This is a genomic window from Affinirhizobium helianthi (assembly GCF_042680945.1).
In the GTDB taxonomy this organism is placed as follows: domain Bacteria; phylum Pseudomonadota; class Alphaproteobacteria; order Rhizobiales; family Rhizobiaceae; genus Neorhizobium; species Neorhizobium helianthi.
On the sequence record NZ_JBHUEQ010000025.1, the window covers coordinates 82,427 to 104,366 of the forward strand.

At 59.7% G+C, this 21,940-nt stretch carries 26 protein-coding genes; 8 read left to right on the top strand and 18 right to left on the bottom strand.

The features are described 5' to 3' along the window. Window positions 1–21: 21 nt before the first annotated feature. The 3 genes from ACFSE1_RS13920 to ACFSE1_RS13930 form a co-directional block, all read right to left on the bottom strand. Complete coding sequence (locus ACFSE1_RS13920; RefSeq protein WP_377402458.1) at window positions 22–915, bottom strand: NAD-dependent epimerase/dehydratase family protein; 894 nt, start codon at window positions 913–915, stop codon at window positions 22–24. Window positions 916–1,016: 101 nt separating this feature from the next. Continuing rightward, the gene (locus ACFSE1_RS13925) at window positions 1,017–1,298 is read right to left on the bottom strand and encodes a YrhK family protein (protein ID WP_377402461.1); all 282 of its coding nucleotides are present in this window, start codon (window positions 1,296–1,298) and stop codon (window positions 1,017–1,019) included. A gap of 180 nt (window positions 1,299–1,478) precedes the next feature. Beyond that, window positions 1,479–1,934: a YcgN family cysteine cluster protein gene (locus ACFSE1_RS13930; protein ID WP_377402464.1), complete on the bottom strand. Its 456-nt coding sequence runs from the start codon at window positions 1,932–1,934 to the stop codon at window positions 1,479–1,481. A gap of 173 nt (window positions 1,935–2,107) precedes the next feature. Between ACFSE1_RS13930 and ACFSE1_RS13935 the strand changes: the two genes are divergently transcribed. Genes ACFSE1_RS13935 through ACFSE1_RS13945 form a run of 3 tightly spaced genes read left to right on the top strand, consistent with a single transcriptional unit; the run spans window position 2,108 to window position 5,509 of the window. Then, window positions 2,108–4,336, top strand: a complete 2,229-nt coding sequence (locus ACFSE1_RS13935) for a transglycosylase domain-containing protein (RefSeq protein ID WP_377402467.1) — start codon at window positions 2,108–2,110, stop codon at window positions 4,334–4,336. A gap of 44 nt (window positions 4,337–4,380) precedes the next feature. Beyond that, entirely contained in the window at window positions 4,381–4,968 is a 588-nt protein-coding gene (locus tag ACFSE1_RS13940; RefSeq protein WP_377402470.1) for a DUF1214 domain-containing protein, read from the top strand. After that, complete coding sequence (locus ACFSE1_RS13945) at window positions 4,961–5,509, top strand: DUF1254 domain-containing protein (protein WP_377402473.1); 549 nt, start codon at window positions 4,961–4,963, stop codon at window positions 5,507–5,509. The genes ACFSE1_RS13940 and ACFSE1_RS13945 overlap by 8 nt, the downstream gene beginning before the upstream one ends. 32 nt (window positions 5,510–5,541) lie before the next feature. On the opposite strand, the gene ACFSE1_RS13950 is transcribed toward ACFSE1_RS13945, so the two are convergent. Next, window positions 5,542–5,721: a hypothetical protein gene (locus ACFSE1_RS13950; protein ID WP_377402476.1), complete on the bottom strand. Its 180-nt coding sequence runs from the start codon at window positions 5,719–5,721 to the stop codon at window positions 5,542–5,544. A 576-nt stretch (window positions 5,722–6,297) separates the two neighbouring features. Between ACFSE1_RS13950 and ACFSE1_RS13955 the strand changes: the two genes are divergently transcribed. Beyond that, entirely contained in the window at window positions 6,298–7,434 is a 1,137-nt protein-coding gene (locus tag ACFSE1_RS13955; RefSeq protein ID WP_377402479.1) for a DUF2336 domain-containing protein, read from the top strand. 112 nt (window positions 7,435–7,546) lie between these two features. On the opposite strand, the gene ACFSE1_RS13960 is transcribed toward ACFSE1_RS13955, so the two are convergent. After that, window positions 7,547–7,879, bottom strand: a complete 333-nt coding sequence (locus ACFSE1_RS13960) for a DUF1491 family protein (protein ID WP_377402482.1) — start codon at window positions 7,877–7,879, stop codon at window positions 7,547–7,549. A gap of 193 nt (window positions 7,880–8,072) precedes the next feature. Here ACFSE1_RS13960 and ACFSE1_RS13965 point away from each other — a divergent pair, with 193 nt between their 5' ends. After that, window positions 8,073–8,306 carry a hypothetical protein gene (locus ACFSE1_RS13965; RefSeq protein WP_377402485.1) on the top strand — a complete coding sequence of 78 codons (234 nt, stop codon included), beginning with the start codon at window positions 8,073–8,075 and terminating at the stop codon, window positions 8,304–8,306. A gap of 35 nt (window positions 8,307–8,341) precedes the next feature. Here ACFSE1_RS13965 and ACFSE1_RS13970 read toward each other — a convergent pair whose 3' ends face one another. Together ACFSE1_RS13970 and ACFSE1_RS13975 are read right to left on the bottom strand one after the other, a co-directional pair. After that, complete coding sequence (locus ACFSE1_RS13970; protein ID WP_377402488.1) at window positions 8,342–9,268, bottom strand: peptidoglycan-binding domain-containing protein; 927 nt, start codon at window positions 9,266–9,268, stop codon at window positions 8,342–8,344. Next, window positions 9,240–10,778 (bottom strand): sensor histidine kinase, encoded by a 1,539-nt coding sequence (locus ACFSE1_RS13975; RefSeq protein ID WP_377402491.1) that lies wholly within the window; start codon window positions 10,776–10,778, stop codon window positions 9,240–9,242. Before ACFSE1_RS13975 ends, ACFSE1_RS13970 begins: the two co-directional genes overlap by 29 nt. 474 nt (window positions 10,779–11,252) lie before the next feature. Here ACFSE1_RS13975 and ACFSE1_RS13980 point away from each other — a divergent pair, with 474 nt between their 5' ends. Next, window positions 11,253–11,687, top strand: a complete 435-nt coding sequence (locus ACFSE1_RS13980; protein ID WP_377402494.1) for a DUF5330 domain-containing protein — start codon at window positions 11,253–11,255, stop codon at window positions 11,685–11,687. 177 nt (window positions 11,688–11,864) lie between these two features. Then, window positions 11,865–12,281 carry a SufE family protein gene (locus tag ACFSE1_RS13985; RefSeq protein ID WP_377402497.1) on the top strand — a complete coding sequence of 139 codons (417 nt, stop codon included), beginning with the start codon at window positions 11,865–11,867 and terminating at the stop codon, window positions 12,279–12,281. On the opposite strand, the gene ACFSE1_RS13990 is transcribed toward ACFSE1_RS13985, so the two are convergent. The 10 genes from ACFSE1_RS13990 to ACFSE1_RS14035 form a co-directional block, all read right to left on the bottom strand. Continuing rightward, window positions 12,273–13,073 (bottom strand): DUF6456 domain-containing protein, encoded by an 801-nt coding sequence (locus tag ACFSE1_RS13990; protein WP_377402500.1) that lies wholly within the window; start codon window positions 13,071–13,073, stop codon window positions 12,273–12,275. The two genes, ACFSE1_RS13985 and ACFSE1_RS13990, sit on opposite strands and share 9 nt — an antisense overlap. After that, window positions 13,063–13,497 (bottom strand): DNA replication protein, encoded by a 435-nt coding sequence (locus ACFSE1_RS13995; RefSeq protein WP_377402503.1) that lies wholly within the window; start codon window positions 13,495–13,497, stop codon window positions 13,063–13,065. Before ACFSE1_RS13995 ends, ACFSE1_RS13990 begins: the two co-directional genes overlap by 11 nt. A gap of 374 nt (window positions 13,498–13,871) precedes the next feature. Further along, window positions 13,872–14,300, bottom strand: a complete 429-nt coding sequence (locus ACFSE1_RS14000; RefSeq protein ID WP_377402506.1) for a Ros/MucR family transcriptional regulator — start codon at window positions 14,298–14,300, stop codon at window positions 13,872–13,874. A gap of 410 nt (window positions 14,301–14,710) precedes the next feature. Further along, entirely contained in the window at window positions 14,711–15,049 is a 339-nt protein-coding gene (gene mnhG, locus ACFSE1_RS14005; RefSeq protein WP_377402509.1) for a monovalent cation/H(+) antiporter subunit G, read from the bottom strand. Further along, on the bottom strand, window positions 15,046–15,420 hold the full coding sequence (locus ACFSE1_RS14010) for a cation:proton antiporter (protein ID WP_377402512.1): 375 nt from the start codon (window positions 15,418–15,420) through the stop codon (window positions 15,046–15,048). Before ACFSE1_RS14010 ends, mnhG begins: the two co-directional genes overlap by 4 nt. Further along, window positions 15,420–15,893, bottom strand: a complete 474-nt coding sequence (locus tag ACFSE1_RS14015) for a Na+/H+ antiporter subunit E (protein WP_377402515.1) — start codon at window positions 15,891–15,893, stop codon at window positions 15,420–15,422. The genes ACFSE1_RS14010 and ACFSE1_RS14015 overlap by 1 nt, the downstream gene beginning before the upstream one ends. Continuing rightward, complete coding sequence (locus ACFSE1_RS14020; RefSeq protein WP_377402518.1) at window positions 15,890–17,458, bottom strand: Na+/H+ antiporter subunit D; 1,569 nt, start codon at window positions 17,456–17,458, stop codon at window positions 15,890–15,892. The genes ACFSE1_RS14015 and ACFSE1_RS14020 overlap by 4 nt, the downstream gene beginning before the upstream one ends. An 11-nt stretch (window positions 17,459–17,469) precedes the next feature. Further along, a complete protein-coding gene (locus tag ACFSE1_RS14025; RefSeq protein WP_377402521.1) occupies window positions 17,470–17,847 on the bottom strand; it encodes a Na+/H+ antiporter subunit C in 378 nt (125 codons plus the stop codon). Further along, window positions 17,847–18,266: a Na+/H+ antiporter subunit B gene (locus tag ACFSE1_RS14030; protein ID WP_377402524.1), complete on the bottom strand. Its 420-nt coding sequence runs from the start codon at window positions 18,264–18,266 to the stop codon at window positions 17,847–17,849. The genes ACFSE1_RS14025 and ACFSE1_RS14030 overlap by 1 nt, the downstream gene beginning before the upstream one ends. Then, a complete protein-coding gene (locus ACFSE1_RS14035) occupies window positions 18,263–20,659 on the bottom strand; it encodes a putative monovalent cation/H+ antiporter subunit A (RefSeq protein ID WP_377402527.1) in 2,397 nt (798 codons plus the stop codon). Before ACFSE1_RS14035 ends, ACFSE1_RS14030 begins: the two co-directional genes overlap by 4 nt. Before the next feature lie 257 nt (window positions 20,660–20,916). On the opposite strand from ACFSE1_RS14035, the gene msrB reads away from it, so the two are divergent. Next, window positions 20,917–21,321: a peptide-methionine (R)-S-oxide reductase MsrB gene (gene msrB / locus ACFSE1_RS14040; RefSeq protein ID WP_377402530.1), complete on the top strand. Its 405-nt coding sequence runs from the start codon at window positions 20,917–20,919 to the stop codon at window positions 21,319–21,321. 48 nt (window positions 21,322–21,369) lie between these two features. Here the strand turns inward: msrB and ACFSE1_RS14045 are convergent, their stop codons facing one another. Further along, on the bottom strand, window positions 21,370–21,876 hold the full coding sequence (locus ACFSE1_RS14045) for a GNAT family N-acetyltransferase (protein ID WP_377402533.1): 507 nt from the start codon (window positions 21,874–21,876) through the stop codon (window positions 21,370–21,372). Window positions 21,877–21,940: the final 64 nt, after the last annotated feature.

The following is a 21,940-nucleotide window of genomic DNA, read 5'->3' on the forward strand; positions in this document are numbered from 1 at the left end:
TCGCGGCACCCGCGTGACCTCTTAAGCCTTCACATAATTGCGCCAGTTATGCTCTTCCTTGAAGCCCAGCATGTCGCGGATCTTCTTGTTGCTGATGGGCGCATCCTGACCGGAAAGCTCACCCTTGATCGGCGTGCCGGGTGCCCATTTCGCCAGAAATTCGCGGGTGTCTTCGTTGGCCGTGATCGTATCGTTGACGGCGTTGAACACCTGAAAGCCGAGGCCATCCGTCTCGATGCAGCGATGCACGATCTGGCCGAGATCACGCGCATCGATATAGCTCCAGGCATTGCGTTTGCGCATGGGCGGATTGGCCAGATAGTCCGGGAAATTCGCATAATCTTCCGGCGAAACCACATTGCCGATGCGCAGCGCATAAATATCTGCCTTGAAGCGCATGGCAAAGGCGCGCGCCGTCTTCTCATTCACCACCTTGGAAAGCCCGTAGCTATCCATCGGGTCCACATCATAGTCCTCGGTCAGCGGAAATTCGTGATAATCCTTATCGCCTTCCGCGAAGCAGACGCCATAGGTGGTTTCGCTCGACGCAATCACCACCTTGCGAATGCCAAGCTTCATGGCCGCTTCAATGACATTATAGGTGGAGACCGCATTGGCGGAAAACGTGGTGTTATCCGGCTGGATGAGAATGCGCGGCACGGCGGCAAAATGCACCACCGCATCCACCTTCGGCACGCCTTCACCCGTTTCCAGCCCCTCAAAGCCGAAATGCTGCGAAAGCGCGTTGAACACCTCGCCGGAATTGGTGAGATCGGTGATCAGCGTCGGCACTCTGCCGCCGGGAAAGGGCTTCAGATCGAGGTTCAGAACCGTGTGCCCCTGATCCAGCAGGTAAGGAATGGCCTCCCGCCCCGCCTTGCCGCTGCCGCCAGTGAAAATGATCCGCTTGCCCATTATGCCCTCCGCATGTGTGTTGTGAGGGGGCAGAGATAGGGGATGGGGATCACAGGGAAAAGTGCCTATCCGATATTTCGCATGAGGATTTGCGGCCCGCCTCAGCCCTCGGCGCGTTTGGCCAGCTTATCCAGATTGCCAAGGCGCCAATAATGCAACTCACGAGCAATGCGCAAAAGCGGCTTGGCGGCAAAGAAGATCGAACCGACAACAAAGCACCAGGTACCAGCAGTCTTGGTTTCTTCGCTGAAGAACAGAAACGAGCCGATGACGAACAGCACCGCCGCCGCCAGATCGACAGCAGTATAGATCAGTTCGTAAAGCGCATAGAGGTGGCGGGTGCGCTCATTCTTCAAGGGGTTTCCCGGCGTGAAAATGCCCATGCTATCCTCCGCATCACTGTTTCAGGGCAGAGTTAGAGGATAGGAGGCAGATGGGAAGGTGTGTGCGGGGCCACAATGTTTACCAAACAGGCTGGAACGACTAGGGTCTTATATGCAGCAACTAGCAAACCGGTTCGCTAAAAGTTATGAAAATATGAAAGCTATTCTGCACGGGGAATTTTACCCCTCGCCCACCTTCAACGGCCAGTCCACGAGGTAATCCTCGAAATCCTCCACATCCACCTCTTCCTCGGAAATGGTGCGGCCTTTGGCGGAAATGCCCGCCTGGTGCACCGTTTCCGGATCGCCGGAGATGAGCGGGTGCCACCAGTAGAGGTCTTCGCCATCGCGCACGAGGCGATAGCCGCAGGTGGGCGGCAGCCAGGAGATCTCGTGCACGGCCTTTGGTGTCAGCTGGATGCAATCCGGCACGGTGGCCTGGCGGTTTTCATAGTCCTTGCAGCGACAGCTTTCCCCATCCAGCAGGCGGCAGGCAACGGAGGTGAAGGCAACCTCTCCCGTCTCCCAATCCTCCAGCTTGTTGAGACAACAGAGACCACAGCCATCGCAGAGGCTTTCCCACTCCGCTTGCGTTAACTGATCCAGTGGTTTGGTTTTCCAGAAAGGATTTTCCATCTTGTATTTTCTTAATGCCAGTAGGCATAGTTGAGCGAAGGGCAAGATTGAGACACGCATTAAGCGCTCATCAACCATTTATCAGCCATTGGCAGGTAATTGAGTTAGCCTTGGCTTTTCGTCCTTCATGAGGAAGGCGTCAAGCGTCATGGTCGTGATGAGGAAAATCCAGGGTGCAGGACGATTCCAATCCGCCGGATAAAAAGCGTCGCCGCAAGCGCCACCTGCTCTTGCGCATCGACAGCTGGATCGATTCCACAATCTGGAACCTAGGCTTCAAGCTTGGCGAAATCTGGGAAGAGATCACCATCTTTTCCCGCAGGTTCCGCGTGCGCGGCTGGAAGCGCTGGGTGGTGGAAATTGCCGATGAGGCCATGACCTTTGGCACAGCCGGTTTTGTGCTGCTTCTGGCGCTGGCGCTGCCCGCCTTTGAGGAAACCAAGGAAGACTGGCGCTCACGCGGCGATTTTGCCGTGACCTTCCTCGACCGCTACGGCAATGTGATTGGCCATCGCGGCATTATTCACGAAGATTCCGTGCCGGTCGATCAATTGCCCGATCATCTGGTCAAAGCGGTTCTGGCAACGGAAGACCGCCGCTTCTTCAGCCATTTCGGCATTGATTTTCTCGGCCTCATCCGCGCCATGAACGAAAACGCCAAGGCGGGCAGTGTCGTGCAGGGCGGCTCTACACTCACGCAGCAGCTGGCGAAGAACCTCTTCCTCACCAATGAACGCTCGCTGGAACGCAAGATCAAGGAAGCCTTTCTGGCCCTTTGGCTGGAGGCAAATCTTTCCAAGAAGGAAATCCTGAGGCTTTATCTCGACCGCGCCTATATGGGCGGCGGCACCTTTGGTGCGGCGGCTGCGGCACAGTTTTACTTTGGCAAGAACATTACCGATGTAACCCTGGCGGAAAGCGCCATGCTGGCCGGTCTGTTCAAGGCGCCTGCAAAATATGCCCCGCACGTGAACCTGCCCGCTGCGCGTGCCCGCGCCAACGAGGTTTTGACCAACCTTGTGCAGGGCGGCTTGATGACCGAGGGACAGGTGATTGCCGCCCGCCGCAACCCGGCAACCGTGATTGACCGGGCGCAATCTCCCGCACCGGATTATTTTCTGGACTGGGCCTTTGATGAGGTGCAAAAGCTGGCGGAGGAAGGCAAGATCCGCAAACGCTCTCTGGTGGTGCGCACCACCATTGACATGGGCCTGCAACAGGCGGCGGAAGATGCGGTGGAAAGCTCGCTTCGCGAATATGGCGATAGCTACAAGGTGAAGCAGGGCGCGCTGGTGATGATTGAGAACGGCGGCGATGTGCGCGCCATGGTGGGCGGGCGCGACTATGGCGAAAGCCAGTTCAACCGCGCCACCAAGGCCCTGCGCCAGCCGGGTTCTTCCTTCAAGCTCTATACCTACACCGTGGCCATGGAGCATGGCTTTACGCCGGAAAGCATGATTTCCGATGCGCCAATTTCCTGGGGCAACTGGTCGCCGCAGAACTATGCCCGCTCCTACAAGGGGCGCGTGAACCTGCTGACGGCCATGGTGCAATCGCTCAACACCGTGCCGGTGCGGCTGGCCAAGGAAAGCCTCGGCATCAAGCCCATTGTGGAAATGGCCAAGGCCATGGGCGTGGCAACGCCGCTTCGCAGCGACAAGACCGTACCGCTTGGCACCACGGAAGTGACCGTGATGGATCAGGCCACCGCCTATGCGGTGATGCCCGCCGGCGGCCTGCAATCGCGCCGCCACGGCATTGCGCAGGTTCTGGATTACGAGGGCGACGTGCTCTACGATTTCCAGCGCGACGAGCCGCCGCCTCAACGCGTGGTTTCAGAGCAGGCCACCGCTTCGATGAACCGCATTCTGACCCAGATCCCGGTGATCGGCACGGCACGGCGCGCGGCGCTGGATGGCGGCATCGTGACCGGCGGCAAGACAGGCACCTCGCAGAGCTATCGCGATGCCTGGTTCATCGGCTTTACCGGCAATTACACCACCGCCGTGTGGTTCGGAAACGATGACTTCACCTCCATGAACAACATGACCGGCGGTTCGCTGCCCGCCATGACCTTCAAGAAGCTGATGGATTACGCCCATCAGGGAATTGAGCTGAAGCCCATTCCCGGCATCGAGAACCCGCTGCCCACCGGCAACCACGCCCCCGGCCTTTCGGTGGCGGCAAAGGAAACCTCCGGCGGCATGGCGGCCATTTCTCGCCCGCGCTCACTTTCCGCAGAAACCACCCGCCTCTTGCGCAGGATTGGCCAGAGCCTTGCATCCGCCCCGCCGCTCGCCCCCGGCCAGAAGGTGGCCGCAGCGCAAGTGGATACGACAACCACCGCAAGCACGACAGAAACCGACCGTTCCATTTCAGCACACCATTCACCCGCGCGGTAAACAATGGTAGGTCTCTGTCGTGATTTGAAAAGGTTAGCCTCCGCTTGTTCCGTCTTCCCCTTCTCGTTGCGCTCGGTCTGATCGTCGCCTTTGGCGGCGGCATCTGGTCCACCCTTGTCGCGCTCGATGCAACGACCGGCTTCGGAGCCATCAAGCTTGGGCCCTGGGAAGCCTTTCCGCAGGCGCAGACCATCGATGCAGACCCTTACGCCAAGGCCCACCGCGCCAATGCGGGACGCCTGCTGCTGGGCAGTGCCGAAGGCCTGAGCTTTACCGCTGCCGTGGATGACGATGGTGCTCCGCTGACCGGCAACTGCACCTATCTTTTGACCGGGCAAACGCCGCAGGCGCGCCTGTGGACGCTGTTTGTGACAAGCGGCGGCCTTGCGCCCCCGCAAGCGCAGGCAGAGCGGCCGGTGGCGCTGAATTCCCGCATCGTTCTGCGCAAGGCCGATGGCAGCTTCGACATTACGCTTTCGGCGGGCGCACGGCCCGGCAACTGGCTTTCGCTGCCGGAAAACCGCCCCTTCCGGCTGGTCCTGACCTTGCTGGACACGCCGACGGCCGGAAGCTCCGGCCTTCTGGACCTGACCATGCCGAAACTGGAAAAGATCGGATGCGGCAATGCTTAGGGTGATCCTGACCGTTCTGACCGGCATTGTGGGCGCGGGGCTGCTGCATCTGGTGATTATTCTGTCGCTGCCCTCCTTCAGCGAGCGCGACGCCTATAGCCGCGTGGAAAAAGAAGGGGCACCCTTTCGCTTTCACACCATTGGCAGCAAGCCGGATGCGGCGGGCCTTGTGAAAGACGATCCCTTTCTGGACGTGGCGGTCTGTGCTTTCGATATTTCCGACCAGCCGGTGCGCATGAAGGCCACCGAGCCGGTGCCTTTCTGGTCTTTCGCCACATTCGACAGCGCATCGAACGAGACCTTCAGCATCAATGACCGCACGGCGGCGGACCGCAAGCTGGATCTGATCGTGGCGACGCCCGTGCAGGCCACGGCGCTGAGAAAGGCCCTGCCCTCATCCGCGCTTCAGCCCATCATCGTGGAGACCACGCAAGAACAGGGCTACGCGGTTTTGCGCGCGCTGGCGCCGCAGACAAGCTTCAAGCCAGCCACCGCAGCCTTTCTCGGCGCTGCCGAGTGCAGCACGATGGAATGGGATTAGAGCACGCCCAGCAATACCGGCGCAGCGGTTTTTCAGTGCGTATCGCGACGAAGCGAGATCTCATCCATCTGCCGATGCGTGAGATCTTCCAGCCGCTCGTAGCGGACACCCATGAAAAACACCAGTTCAGCAGGCATGGGTGATTTCAGCCGAACGGGTGCCCGCCCGGGATGGGTCTCACGCCATGTCTTCAATACTACGATCTCTGCCATTCTCGTCTCCATAACAGGATGAGACGGATGAAGATGGTCGATTTCACCCTGCCCCTTTCGGGGCCGACGCATCCTCCAAAGAGGCATCTGCGCCTTTCTCCTCAACACCGGAGGTCCTCCTTCCGGCAAGGCTTTCAACGCAGGAAACGGTCCGGTGGTTTCTTCACCTTTTCGACATCGGTAGGGCCGGGTTCCAACCGGCCAGTCCCTGCATGCCCCCCTCTTACCGAGGGATTACTCCTGCGGCCTGATACCATTTCAGACAGGAATTGCTTAACAAGACGCTAACTTCTTCCGATCTCTCTATATTAGTTTCAACTTGAGGGAGACCTGTGACATCCCCATTATATCAGAGGAGATGCATGAATGGACAGTCTTTCACGGTAAATCTTATTGAAATGGCACGGATTTGATTAAATTTGAGCATAATCCGGCTGGCGTTCACTCCGCATTAACCCCATTCTGAGCAGACTAATTTAACTATGCCGGAGCCGTGACCTCCCGGTCTCGGTCCGCCGCCTCTCTTGGCCGGACGGTTGGTACACCCTGCGCATGAGGCGCGGTGGCGAGCTTTGTATGTCTGTCTTTTGTAATGCGTCGGTGGATATGAGCGTGGACCGCTATCGGGAACTTGAGAGGCCGCAGGCAATGCGCAAGAAGGATGTTGTGCTGATGGCAACCGTCACCAGCTTTGAAGATCTGAAGCATCCCACCAAATCGGAACTCCGCCAGTTCGCCGAGTTGTTCAGCCCTCTTTACAACGCCTCCACCGAAGAGGCGCGACGTCAGGCAGTGGCTGCCCTTTCGCAGAACGAGAATATTCCGGCAAGTGTCGCCTTCTTCATTGCAAGCCAACCAATTTCGATTGCGGCTCCCTTCATCGCGTCCTCCCCATGCCTCGATGACGAGGCGCTGATTACCATTGCCCGCATGCAAGGCGCCGATCACGCCCGCGCCATCGTGCGGCGGCCCAAGCTTTCCACGGCGGTCATCGATGCGCTGGTCGGGCTTCGCCATGCGCGCACCGGCTCCACGGGCAGACGTGCAGACACCGGACGCGCAGCGCCCAGCCCGCAGCCGCACGCCCAGCCGGTTGCCCCTCTAGCGCAGGTTCAGCCGCCAGCCGCGGCTTCCGATGCCCAGACGGAGGCTCACACGAACGCCCAGCCAGACGCCCGGGCGGATGCCCGGGCGGATGCCGAGGCGGCAGCAGCGCGCGATGAAGCGCTGCGCCAGACAATCAAACATCTGGCCAATCTACAGCAACGCCCCGCCAGCGACCGTCTTGGTCTTCGCACCGCCACCGATGTGCAGGAGGCGCTCCTGGTGCGCTTTGCCCGCGCCAGAGATGCAGATTGCTTCGCCACCTGCCTGGCAGATACGTTGACCTCCAGCCGCTGGCTGGCCGAACGCATCATGATGGACATTTCCGGGCATCAGCTGGCCACGACGCTCAAAGCGCTGGGCATGGACCGGGAAGAGGCCTTCTTCATTCTGGAGCGGCTCTACAGCCACCTGAAGGAAACCGTGGGGGACGTGCCGCGCAGCGAAATTCTCTGGTCCTCGCTGGAACCGGATGAATGCTACCGCCGCCTGGAGGCATGGTGCCGCGCAGACCGCTATACCTATGCGGATACAAACCCCGTGCCCGCCAGATCGCAGGATGAAGCGGAGCAGCCAGGTGACACGCTGCGCCGCATAGCGGGCCGGTAACGCATTTCAGGAAAAGTGCGCCGCGGTTTTGCGTTCAGAAATGCGTGAAACACCGTGTGAGAGCGGCTTTGTGTTTCCGTGAAACACAGCCTCCCTCCTTCAGCCGACTCCTTCAGCCAACAAGCGGGATGAGATCGCCGATCTCATCCACCTCCAGCTCCACCACCCAGAGGTCGCTATCGAAACGCCGCTCTCTTGCCAGGGCCGCTTCCACCTCTTCGGCTGACACCTTGTGCAGCCTTACCTCGAACCGTCGCTCGCCCGTTTCCTCCACCAAGGTCTGAGGCGCAGGCGCATAGAGCGTTTCCGACCCATCACGAAACCGCTGGCGAATGAAGATGGCCCCCGCCTCATCCGCACCCCGGTGCTCAATCGCAGCAAAGCCGCCTTGCGCAAAGGCACGGCGCGTGAGGGCGGAAATGAAGATCTCGGATTTCAGACGCATGGGGCCTCGTGTAGAGCCTTTCCGGTGAAAACGGAATCCTCCGAAACGCTCTGCCCTTCTGTTTTTGCGCAATCCGCACGCACTATTATGATGCAGTTCTTTCGAAGCATTTTAAGTTATTTAAGATATTGCACTCTATCCTCAACCTGAAGCTTTGATTCACAAGTAATCATTGATCGGGTTCAAACAGCACATGGCGAAGTACAAATATCCTCAGCATGTGAGCCAGAGTGATGGCGGCGCATTCGATCAGTCCTTCAAGCCAGGACAGGTGGTTGCCAATAGTGGCATATACCGCTGCAGGACCTGCGGGAACGAGATTGCCGTTGCCAAGGGTCAGCCGATCCCTGCAAACCATCACGAGCATCTTCTTCTCGGGCCCGTGAGCTGGTCCCTGCTGGTGTTTGCGCAGGAACATCCGCGCTGAACCGGGACAGCTCGCCAGCGCTTGCCGCAGCCGTTTCAGAGCGCGCCAATCGATTTCAGCTTGCGCAGAACAAGCTCTGACGGTTCGCCGTTTTCCGGCAGGCGGTAATGTTTCTGGAAGTGGCGGATGGCCGCCTTGGTCTGGCTACCCGCCACGCCATCCACCGTAACATCGGTATAGGCGATATTCACCAGCCCGCGCTGGATCTGCATGATGAGGTTCATGCTGTCCGAGACATTGGCATTGCCAGCAGCAGCACCGATGGCCTGTGGCGTGGTGGTGCCTGGCTGGGCAGAAACGCGCGTTGGCTGCGGTGTGGCCTGGGCCGCCTTGTTGGCCTTGGAAACGGCTGGAATATCGGCAGGCGGTCTGGGTGCCGGCTGATGCTGGGCGGTGCGAATGGCGGCCGCCACGGGATCCTCGCCTGCAAGATTGCCGGAGGGGCGCTGGATCGGCACGGCCACATGCGCCACGGCTGGCGGCGCTTCCACCTGCTCCACTTCCGGTTGGGGCGCATGGGGCGCAGATGGCGCGGCGGTCTGTGCCGGTTGGGCGATCAGCTCCCGCACCGGATCGGCAGCGGGTGCGCCTGCGGCAAGCTTTTCAGCCGGTTCATCGCCGGAGATCAGCTGGCGCACGGCATCGTCGCTCCTCGCCCGCTCGATGCGGAAGGTGGTGACAACGTCGTCGTTCTGCCGTGGCAAGGGACGGAAGCCCGCAATGGCATTGGGATCATGCTGATCGCGCGTGCGAAGAAAGGGAGCCGGATGATTTTCCGGCTGATACCACAGCGCATTGGCCGCAACGAAGCTGAAGGCAACGGAGACACAGAGAAGACCGGCCACACTGCGCGGATACCGGGCGACAGCGCGACCGGGAACGGCCAGGATCTGCCATAACAGGCCCGGTTCCTTGCTCGGTCGCTTCTTCCGCTCAGGCGCTCTTCGCTTGCGCGCGGTCATGCGCTAATCCCTGTCTACTCGTTACAACCGCATCTGCCTTAGCGGCCAAACGCGGGGGAAATTCGACGGTCTCGCCCGTTTCGGAAACGGCGATCTCACCGGCGGGTCCATCCACCGGCAGGGTGACCGTTACCACAGTTCCTTCGCCCAGGCGACTTTCAATGGCAAACTGTCCACCGTGAAGGGCGACCAGGCCCTTGACCAGCGAGAGCCCAAGGCCCGAGCCTTCGAAGCCTCGGCTGTAATCATCCTGTACCTGACAGAAGGGTTGTCCGATCAGCGCCATCTTCTCTGTCGCAATGCCGATGCCGGTATCGCTGACGATGAGCTTCATGCGCGGACCTTCACGCACGGCATCGATGGTGACGACGCCGCCGCCATCGGTGAACTTGATTGCATTGCCCGCCAGATTGATGAGGATCTGCTGCACGGCGCGCGGATCGGCAACCAGTTCGCCCAGATTGCGGCCAAGGCGCGTGGTGAGCGTAACGCCCTTGTTGCGCGCCTGCAGATCCAGCATGGCGCGGCAGGCTTCAACCGCATCGCCCAGCGGGAAGGGTTCCGTCAGCAATTCATAACGGCCAGCCTCGATGCGGCTCATATCCAGCATGGCGTTGACCACGGCCAGAAGATGCGCGCCCGACTGGCGGATCAACCCGACATATTCGCGCTGGCGATCATTCTCCAGCCTGCCGAAATATTCGCCCGCCAGCACATCGGAAAAGCCGAGAATGGCGTTCAGCGGCGTGCGAAGCTCATGGCTGACGGCGGCCAGAAAACGGGATTTCGTTTCATTGGCCGAGAGCGCTTCTGCCGTGCGCCGCGCCACTTCCTCGCGCAGAAGCACGGTTTCCGTCTGTTCGCGCAGCTGCACGAAAACCTGCGCCAGATCGCCATTCTCATCGCAGACCGGGCTGATATCGAGAACGGTGGCCAGAAACTGACGCCCGCCCGCCTGATCGAGACCATGTTCGATGCGGGCCTCCACCTGGGCGGAACTGCCACCCTGGCGCAGAACATCGAGCGCCTGCTGAACGGCAATCCGATCCGAAACATGAACCAGTTCCGCAAGCGTGAGGCCGCGCGGATCCAGCCGGCTGGAAGGCAGGAGATAACGGTCACGTCCACCGGCGCGCAGCACGCGGCCCTGCGGATCGCAAACGAGCGCCAGACCGGGAACGGCATCCAGCACGCAGCCTTCCGCCTCCCCGCCCACGACTTCGTGTGCCAGCTCGCTCTTGTTTTCGCGCGTGAGCAGGATGGCCGCAGCCGTAACGCAAACCAGCGTGGCCAGCATGAGGGCGGCAGACACAGGCAGGGCGAGCGCCGGGCTGAGCACCGAGACAAACAGCACGGGAAGCAGGAACAGGCAGGCAAGGCAAACGGCGCAGAGAAGCCGAAGCGCAACCACATGGGTGCCGCGCACGTCATTGCGATCGCTCACCATCTGGAGCCATCGCAGGGACAGGCGATCCATGACCTGGACCGCTTTCCCACTGATCTTGTTCATTACGCGCACGCCGATACCTAACCGCGAATCTTGATGTGCGAACATAGGCTCCGGCGACTTAAGGAAACTATAAAAAGGTGCCTCCGGAAGCCCCTCAAACACCCCAAAAAGCCATTCTGGCTGTGCCGGAACGGGGCAATATCAAACGTGGTTAATGGGAGGTAAGCGACGGATTTGCTTGTATTTTCCCAATTACGTTAAGGAATGTGGCGAAGCACTGCCCGCAGAATCCCCAGTTTTGTGAGCCTTTGCCACATTCATGCTTAACAGAGCTTGTTAAAATGCTTCCGAATTGCAGTGATCGGCGGGCAAAAAGGCCGATCGATAAAATTCGAGTGAAATTTGAGAAAATTTGCAGCTTTTCGCGAAACGCGACGTTTTTTCATCGGCTCTAGGGTGAGCCCCACACCAGATCGCACCTCCTGAAGCGTGATCTGACAGAGTGGATGCAAAACGGGCGGACGGACAACGTCGATGTGGTTCCTGATCAAGACGAGCTTTGTTTTCGGCATGGGGTTGGTGGTGCTGTCCTATTTCAGCACCCAGACGCCTGAAGGCCCGAACGGTGCGCAAAGCCAGATTCAACTGACGGACGCCCTCTCCGCCGCGAGCGAGGCCTATGGCTATATCTCCAGGCTTTGCACTGAAAAGCCCGAGGTGTGCGAGAAGGGCGGCGAGACCTTTACCGCGCTGACCATTCGCGCCAAGGAAGGCGCCCGCGTGGCTTACGAATTCCTCGACAAGCAACTGGCTGGAGAAAGCAAGGACACGCCGAAGCTTGCCGCCAACGATGCACTGAGCCGCGCCCCCGATGCCCAGCCTCTGCCGCCCAGGCCGGAGGCCGCTCATCTGGCCGATGAGGTGACCACAGGCACCGTGCCGCTGCCGATGAAGCGCCCGGACCGCTGACGAATTTTCGCGAACGTGAATGACGAGATCCCGTGCCGGTATCCGGTGCTGGTTGTGACTGCCCCTGATTACAGCAACTGCTGACGCCGCAAGCTTCTTGCGGCGCTTTTTTTTGGTTTCCACCATCCGGATCAATTCCTATATGAAGCACGGGATCATCAGGCCATCGGAGTGAGAATGACCAGCATCGACCAGATCATCGACGACTTTGCCTTTCTGGACGATTGGGAAGATCGCTACCGTTACGTGATCGAACTCGGCAAGGCGCTGCCCGAATTGCCAGAGGAAAAGCGTAATCCCGACAACAAGGTGAATGGCTGCGCCAGCCAGGTCTGGCTCGTATCGCACCGGGGCGAAGGGCCGGATCCGGTGATGACGTTCGAGGGCGATTCCGATGCGCATATCGTGCGCGGACTGGTGGCTATTGTTTTGGCGGCCTCCTCCGGCAAGCCGGCATCCGAAATCGCCTCCATGGATATTATCGCGATTTTCGAGCGCATGGGGCTGGTGGAAAACCTCTCCTCGCAGCGCGCCAACGGGCTGCGCTCCATGGTGAAGCGCATCCGTGAAGAGGCCATGCGCGTTTCAGCTTAAATCGGGGCGATACCCCTCATCGCCCCAGTGATGGCGGCGGCGCATCCGCGCCGGCGGGGCATAATGGCGCGCGAGCGCCAGAAGCGCCGTTCTGAGCATCAGCTTGGCGGAACGGGCGGGCCAGCCGCGCTCCCGTTCCACCACTTCAAGCCCCTTGGCAAAGCAGCAAACATCCAGCGCAACGCCTGCCAGCTCCGGTCCCATGGCATCCACGGCCTGCGAGACCCTTTCGCGCGCCGCCAGAGCGCTATCGGTCAGATCCACCTTGCCGCCCTGCCCGCCACCCTTGACCGGCTGGGAAAGGCGAGGCTCCCAGCGCATGGTGATGGCAGGTTGCAGATGCGCCCGCTGGAAATCACCCGCCAGTCGCTCTCCCGCCTCAAGCGCCTCGGCGGGCAGGAATGGCTGACCGCTGCGATCCTTCAAGCGCGCCAGTTGTGACAGCGGAGAATCCAGCGCATTGCGCAAGACCGGCTGCACATGGCCCTCCACCTCTCGCTCTTCGCGCAGTTCCATACCGTGCTGGCTTGCAAACCGCCGCTCCTCCTCCTCTGCCAGACTGCGCCGCAGGAAACTGCGCGCCTCCGGCCTTGCCCGAACCGTCAATCCCTCGCAGGTGACGAAACCGCGCCTGGATGCCTCATCCAACAGCGATGCCTCCAGCCGTGTCGAGGTCTTGTCCAGCCACAGGACGAGGCTCTCGCCCCGATCCGCTTCCATGCGGGCGTGCCCCCCAGCCTTGAACAGCAGCTGGAGGAACCTTCGCAGATGCTTCTGACCATCACTCGCCATGACCGGCCTCCGGGCGGGAAAAGAGGAGGCCGACCACACGCTCGATCCGCTCCACCATCCGATCATAGGCGGGCTGATCGCGCTGATCCTCCACCCGCATGCAGGCATGGCGAACAGTGCTGCGATTGCGGCCAAAGGCGGCTGCGACATCCGCCGTGCGAATGCTGAGCCCCACCACGCAGACATAGATGGCGATCTGGCATGTGTGGCGCTGCAGGGCATTGCGGCCGCGCGCGGCGCACCAGCCATCCTGTTGCATTTGCAGCATTTCGCGCACCAGCTCGCGGACAAGGGCGCAGAGCTGCAGGGAAGAGAGCGAGGCTGGATGGCACAGGCGCATCTGGCGCGCCTTTGCCGGGGATCGATGACCAATGACTGGGTTGGCGGCAGAGGCGCCTAAATGTTTTTCGGTTTTAAACGGCATGAACAACTCCCAAGATAGGAATTAATTCATACACCAGCCTCAGGAATGGTGCATGAGAAAATGCGTTCGCAGCGGCATCATTTCGCTATATGGTTGATTTTCAAAGCAGGAAAAATGTGGATATAGGATTATTTTCCTATAACCATGCACCAAACCTGTTGCATGGAAACAGCGCAGGCGATTGCCGCGCTTATTGCGTGACTGAAGGGCAAGCACGGGCGGAAGAGCCATGGCAGACGGCGTGAGGGACCGGAAGCAAACACCCCCTCACGCATAAAAAATCTCCGAAGCGCAGGCTCTTCGGAGATTTCGATCAGGACATCACGCGTGACGGCCAGCAGCTTGCGGTGAACCGCAAGATGCCGCTTTTCGCTTTACTTGGAGCGCTTGCGGCGCTGGCCAAGACCCATTTCCTTGGCAAGGCGCGAACGCGCTTCGGCATAGGCCGGAGCGACCATCGGATAATCGGCGGGCAGGCCCCACTTTTCGCGATATTCTTCCGGCGTCATGTTGTAGTGCGTCATCAAGTGGCGCTTCAAAGACTTGAACTTCTGACCGTCCTCAAGGCAGATCAGGTAATCGTCTTCGATCGACTTACGAATCGGAACCGGGGGCTTCGGCTTTTCAACAAGTGCCGGCGCCGGTGCGGGCGATGTGGTGTTGCTCAGCGCAGAGTGAACATCGGCAATCAGATTGGAAAGATCACCAACGGGCACGACGTGATTGCTGACATAGGCAGCGACGATATCCGCAGTAAGCTCTACCAAAAGATCAGGGGCCCTGCCCGCTGCAAGTTCTGTCATTTCAGATCTCCTGTTTTTCTTCGTTTGACAGCAGGGTCGGACCCGACCGCCACACACAGAACAACGTTTCCGATTCGCGCTGTCCCGCTCTCAAAAGAAAGAAGGACCCACCCCTAGATCCTACCGGGAACAACCGATGCTCGAAAACGAATGAATTGATACTAACGATTGATTGCGACTTGCGAAGAGTTACCACATCACAGCAGGAAAATCATGATGAGACAATTCTAGCGTCGCAGTCTGCTTGTATCAATATTCACGCTCTGCTGAAAAGCGAATAACACCGTTCCGCTGAAAGTCCAAATACAATTTGCATGTGTTTATTCTTCTGTCTCGCTTTGAACCAGAGGAACTATTTCCGGCTTCATGAGCAACGCAGGCAGAGCGGAATAATTAGACCTCAATCGGAATTATTCAAGCGGTCTATCCCGACGCAGATCATCGAGACTGGAGCTATGCAACCTGTAACCTACTTGATGCGCTGCTTTAGCCAGCAGATGAGCAGAGATTGGCGCTGTCAGAATAAAGAACAGAAAACCAGCAAGTGCGCGGGACAGAACGGAAAGATCATTTGCGTGCAGGCCCGCAGCAAGCAACAGCAAGCCTGAACCGACAGTCCCCGCCTTGGAGGCGGCATGCATGCGGGTGAACATATCCGGCAGGCGGTTGAGGCCGATGGCGGCAATCAGGCTGAAGCTTGAGCCGGCGAGAATGACAAGGGCGATGATGATGTTTGCAAGCATGCTCATTTGCCACGTCCTCTGCGGCCCTTGCCGCTGGCTTTTGCGCGTCTCGCCGGTCCGGCCGAGGTGATGCCGGGATCCACAGGCCCCTCCTCGTCTGCCGTCTTGCGCGAGAGAATGAAACGGGCAAAGGCGATGGTGGCCAGAAAGCCGATCAGGCCAAGCGCGATGGCAATATCGATATACAGCATGAAGCCGGTCTTGATGGCGATGATGGCAATAAAGCCGATCGCAATGCCCACCAGCATATCCAGCGCCACAACGCGATCTCCGAGCGTGGGCCCGACGAAGACACGATAGACCGTGGCCAGAAAGGCAAGGCTGAGGAGGGCAAGGCCCGTCCAGATGGCGACCACAAGAATTTCATTCTCTGCCATTACCGGAAGACCTCCATGATTTTGGCCTCGAAGCCGGTGGCGATATCCCGCTTCGCCGCTTCCGGATCGGCGCAATCCAGCGCATGCACATAGAGGAAGCGGCGGTCCTCGGACACATCAACAGAAAGCGTTCCCGGCGTCAGCGTAATCATGTTGGCCAGCAGCGTGATCTCGAAGTCGCGCTGGACCGTCAGCGGATAGGCAAAAATTCCAGGTTTCAGCTCCATCTTCGGGCGGGTGACCAGCACCGCCACCTTCCAGGCAGACAGCGCAAGCTCCTTGAAGAAAAGCAGCGTCAAGGAAGCGATGAGGCGCAGGCGGCGCAGATAGCTTACCCCATGCGCCTGCTCGCGGATGAGGCCAAGCGCCAATGCCGAGAGCACGAAGCCGAACAGAAAATTGATGAAGGTGGCACTGCCGCTGATGGCCACCCAGACGATGGCGAAGAGCGTGTTGAGGGTGAAGGCCATCATGGCGCGGCATCCCTTTCGAAGACGGAACCGATATAGGCCTTGGGATCTGCCAGACCGCTTGCCGATGCCTGGGCGAGCTTGATGATCTCTTCGGGGAAAAGACCGAAGATGACGACCAGACCGATGAGAAGCGCAAGCGGGAGCGTATCGACCAACGGACGCCGTCGGCTCGTGGCGACCGGCATTCGCGCCCCATCGCGCGCGGGCTTCCAATAGGCCAGCAGGAAGGCGCGGCCAAGTGCAATGGTGGAGAGGAAGCCGGAAACGAGGATGCTGGCTGAAAGCCACCAGGCACCGATATCCAGCGAGGCCTTCACCAGCATGATCTTGGGCCAGAGCCCGGAAAAGGGAGGAAGACCGGCAACAGCAAGGAACAGCGCCAGCGAAACCAGTGCAAAGCCGGGCGACAGCCTGTAGATGCCACCCGTCGCCGACAACGTCCAGCCACCGGAGAGACGCGCGGCACGGCCGATAACCAGATAAAGCGCTGTCATGGCAATGATGGAATGCACCGCATAGAACACCGCCCCCGAGAGCCCGGCGACCGTGCCGGTGGCAATGCCTGCCAGCATATTGCCAATGCCGAGAATGACGGCAAAGCCTGCCATACGCCGCAGATCGTTCTGCGCCAGCATGCCAAGCCCGGACAGCAGCATGGTGGCCACCGCCACCAGCGCGATGACAAAGCTCAGCTCCTCCCGCTGCACCGGAAAAAGCATGACCAGAACACGCAGCAGCGCATAGATGCCGACTTTGGTGAGCAGCCCGCCAAACAGGGCCGACACCGTGATGCGCGGCGTGTGGTAGGAAGCGGGCAGCCAGAAATTCACCGGGAAGGCCGCCGCCTTCATGGCAAAGGCCATGAAGAACAGCGCCGATAGCGTCATCAGCGGCGCACCGGAAACATCCCTCGCCTTCAAGGCAATATCGGCCATGTTGAGCGTGCCGAAGACGGCATAGAGATAGCCAATGGCAATGAGGAAGAAGGTGGTGCCGAGCAGGTTCAGGATGGCATATTTCAGCGCACCGTCGATCTGCTCCTTCTGCGACCCCAGGATCAGCAGGCCGAAGGAGGAAATCAGCAGCACTTCGAACCAGACATAGAGGTTGAAGACATCGCCGGTAAGGAAAGCGCCGGAGACACCTGCCATCAGCAGCAGCAGGAACGGAAAGAAGCCGTAACGGCGTCCGCTATCGTTGATATCGCTGAGCGCTGCAATGCCTGCGGCGAGCGCCGCCACAGCCGAGACAAGCGCCAGCAGCGCGCCCAGCACATCCACCGTAAAGGCAATGCCGAAGGGCGGCAGCCAGCGCCCCATGGTCATGGTCACGGGGCCATGCATGGTCACCTGCCAGAGCAGCAGGGCCTGGATCAGAACCAGCAGGATGAGCGCCGGAATGGCCACAAAGCCATGCCATCGGGTGCGAGAGCGCATCATCATCAGCACAGCGCCAGCGGTAATCATCAGCGCGGGCGGCAGAATGACCAGCCAATCGGCAGCACCGGGCGGCACAAGCACCAGCGCGGCAGACAGATCGACAGGCGTAGAGGTGGGAGCAGCCATCACTTCTCTCTTCAGTAGCCGAGCGGCGGCATGGGTTCATCCTTCGGCTCGGCAAGCCGCATCTCATCCGTATTGTCCGTGCCCAGTTCCTGATAGGCGCGGTAGGTCAGCACCAGCAGGAAGGCAAAGAAGGAAAAGGAAATGACGATGGCCGTGAGAATGAGTGCCTGCGGCAAGGGATTGGCAGTGCCTGCCGGCAGCACATCCAGCCCATCGCCAATAATGGGAGGCACTTCCCGCGTCAGCCGCCCGGCGGTGAACAGCAGCAGATTGACCGCATTGCCGAGAAGCGCCACGCCAAGGATCATACGCACGGAATGCTTGGAGAGAAGCAGGTAGATCGCGGCAGCGAAAAGCGCGCCGACCAGAAAGGCAAATACCGCTTCCATCAATCTCCCTCCCTTTCTTCCAGCGCCAGCGCAATGGAGCTGATGGCGCCGACCACGACGAGATAGACGCCAATATCGAAGGACATCACGGTGGAGAGCGGCACCTCCACCCCGAAGACATGCGGATAAACCCAAAGACCTGTCATGAAGGGTGTGCCGGTGAAAGCCGACAGAAGGCCGGAGACAACCGCCAGCAGCAGCCCTGCCCCGGCAATCGACATGGGGTGGAACCACAGAGCGCGGCGCACTGCGGCCACTCCATAGGCAATACCGTAGATCGCAAAGGCGGAGGCGGCAATCAGCCCGCCGATGAAGCCGCCACCCGGCTGGTTATGCCCGCGCAGCAGGATGAAAACCGAAAACAGGATCATCAGCGCCGTCAGCACGGGTGCAACAGTGCGAAAGATCAGCGTGTTCATGCGCGTTCTCCTTCCCTTGCCTCGTAATCCGCAGCATCGGGATCGTTATCGCGCGGGCGAACATGGCCGCCGCCGGAGCGAATGCGGATGAGCGCCAGAATGGACAGGCCGGTGATCATCACCACGGCAATTTCACCCAGGGTATCGGTACCGCGGAAATCGACGATGATCACGTTCACCACATTGGCGCCGTGGGCGATGACCTTGGAATAGGTGTTGAAGAATTCGGAGAGGCTGGGATCGAAATTCCCCTGCGTGACCTTCAACAGCAGCAGCATGAAGCCGATGCCGCAGGCAATGGCGACAACACCATCGCACAGAATTTGCCAGAGCGGGCGATGATCCGAGGGCATCAGCCTCAGCCGTGTCATGACCAGCGCCAGAATGACGACCGAAAGCGTTTCCACCATGAACTGCGTGAAGGAAAGATCCGGCGCGCCGAACAGCAGGAAGAGCACAGCCACGGCAAAGCCCTGTATGCCAAGCGCCACGATGGCGGTGAGCCGGTTCTTCGCCGTCAGCACGGCCAGAATGCCGAGAAGCGCGATGATGACAAAGACCCATTCATGCAGCATGGCATCTCTTGGCCAGGAGGGCATGGCGGGCAGTTCCCCATAGAGGAAGGGCGGCACAAGCAGCGTGACCGCCAGAATGAGGAAGGTCATGGTGACATAGACATCCATGCGCCCCGGCTGCACGAACCGGGTAACGGCAACCGACAGGCGCACGAGACCGGAGATGAAGCCATCGAAGGCGCGATCCGGCCCCGGCCCGAGCATATCGATGAACCTCACCATCAGGCTGCGGGCGCGGGCGAGGTTCAGATAGACCAGAATGCCAAGCGCAACCGTGATCAATGACAGCACCAGCGGCATGCCGAGATGCGGAATGGTGCTGATCGTCACCTGCTCCGGCCTGTCCTTGATGGCGCTGACCATGGGCGAGGAAATATAGGCATGGGCGATCTGCGAGAAAATGCCGGCAGCAAGCCCCAGCAGGGCAAGCACAACCGGCCCCAGCCAGAGCAGAACCGGCCCTTCATGCGCATGCTTGGGCGTCTCGACCTTCTGGCCAAGGAAAGGCTTCAGCGCCACCGCAAAGGCCATAGCAAACATCAGCCCGTTGCCGACAACAGCAACAAGCGTGAAGAGGATGGCGCGCGGATGGCTGCCCGCCAGCGCATAATAGATTTCTTCCTTTGCCAGAAAGCCGAAGAAGAGCGGCAGACCACCCATGGAAAGCGCTGCCAGCAAGGCGGCGACAAATGTAACGGGCATGGCCGAACGAAGACCGCCGAGCTTGGTCACATCGCGCGTTCCGGCCTCATGATCGACAATTCCCGCCACCATGAACAGCGCGCCCTTGAACAGCGAATGGGCCACCAGGTAAAGCACGGCGGCAGCAATGGCATGTTCGGAATCGAACCCCGTCAGCATGACCAGAAGGCCGAGCGAGGCCATGGTGGTATAGGCCAGCATCAGCTTCAGATCCGTCTGGCGCAGCGACAGGAATGTTCCGACCAGAAGCGTGATGCCACCGAAGAAGGGCAGCAGGATTTCCCAGGCGGGCGTTTCCCCCAGAACCGGGTTCAACCGCATGAGCAGATAGACACCCGCCTTCACCATGGTGGCCGAATGAAGATAGGCGGAAACGGGCGTGGGCGCTTCCATGGCATTGGGCAGCCAGGCATGGAAGGGAAACTGGGCGGACTTGGTGAAGCAGCCGCCAAGCACCAGAAGCAGCGCCGCCATATAGAAGGGGCTTTCGCGCACCACATCGCCGCCATGCACCAGCAATGAGAGCTGCGTGACACCGCTGATATTCCAGAGGAAGACCAGCCCCGCCAGAAGCAGAAGACCGCCGCCACCGGTGATGACCAGGGCTTGCAGCGCCGAACGGCGCGCCGCCTCCCGCTCGTGATCGAAGCCGATCAGCAGGAAGGAGGTGATGGAGGTCAACTCCCAGTAGACGAACAGCATCAGGAAGCTATCCGACAGCACGACGCCCAGCATGGAGCCCATGAAGAGCAGGATGAAGGCGAAGAAGCGCCCCTGATGCGGATGACCTTTCAGATAGCCGCCAGCATAAAGCACAATGAGCGTGCCGATGCCGGTAATCAGCAGGGCGAAGGTAAGCGACAGCCCATCGATGAACCAGGAGAAGGACAGATTGAAGCTTGGCACCCAGATATAGCCGCCGGTTACCACTTCCCCCGCCGCAATCTCGGGCAGATAACCCGTGAAGTATAGGAAAGAAGAAAGCGGCGCCAGCGCCAGAAGCCATGCAGCATGATGACCGAGACGCCGCGTTGCATAAGGTGCAAGAAGCGCGGCCAGGAAAGGAAGGAGCAGACAAACCAGAGTCACCACCGTCCGATATTCCTCCTGTTCCATTCACAGATTCCGCATTGCGCTTGAAGCCAACCGAGGGCCAAATCGCAACACTTGCTTAAGCTATCACTTCCCGCGACTCAACGCATTTGGGCAAAAATCAGTCCTTCCGTCCGTGCGCTACGTGTTTGTGATCTGTCCGTGACTTCTTATATTGAGTGTCAATAGAGGGGAAATCCCTCAACCACATCTGTTTTTATGCAGTCCGAATGCAAAACCGCTGACGCACTGTTGGCCCGGACGCTTGAGAGGAGAGACCTATGAGCGACACAACCACCAAGGTTCACAAGAGCGATGCGGAATGGCGCGAGCAGCTGACGCCCGAGCAATACCGCATTCTGCGTGAACATGGCACCGAGCGGGCGTTCACCGGCCCTTACTGGAACAGCAAGGAAAAAGGGCTCTACCGGTGTGCGGGCTGCGACGAGCCTCTGTTTATCTCGGATACGAAATTCGATTCCGGCTGCGGTTGGCCGAGTTATTTCGCGCCGGTCAAAGCCGATGCCGTCACGGAGCACCGCGACAGCTCCTTCGGCATGATCCGGACGGAAATCCGCTGTGCCAGCTGTGGCGGCCATCTCGGCCATGTCTTTCCCGACGGTCCGCCGCCAACCGGGCTTCGCTACTGCATCAACGGCCATGCCATGGTGTTCGAGCCGATCTGACACAGGGGTTCTCTCGACCTCCCCTTCCCCATGGGGAGGAACCGAGAGTTACGCGCCAGTGCGCAGCTCCATGCAGGTCAAATCCAGCCAGCGGCCAAATTTGGTGCCGACCTGCTCGAACCGGCCGACATGGCGGAAGCCGAGACTTTCATGCAGTCGGATGGAAGCCGTGTTCTCTGCTTCGATGCAGCCGACCATGACATGAATGCCGCCTTGGCGGGCGCGCTGAACCAGCTCACGCATCAACAACCGCCCGAGCCCCAGACCGCGATGACCGGAATGGACATAGACGGAATGCTCGACCGTGTGGCGAAAGCCTTCGAAAGCGCGCCAATCGCCATAGGCCGCATAGCCTGCCACGGCTCCTTCGACATCTGCCACGAGAACCGGAAAGCCGCGCGCCTTGCGCACCGCATACCACTCCTTGCGATTGGCGAGATCCACCAGATTATCGTTCCAGATGGCGGTCGTATTGGCCACGGCATCATTATAGATGTCGAGGATGGCGGGCAGATCTTCAGGGCTGGCGTCACGAATGATGGGGGCGGCGGGCATGGGATTTCATTCCATTCAGCGAAAAGAAGCATTCCATAACAGACGAAACTCTGACCTGTCGAGC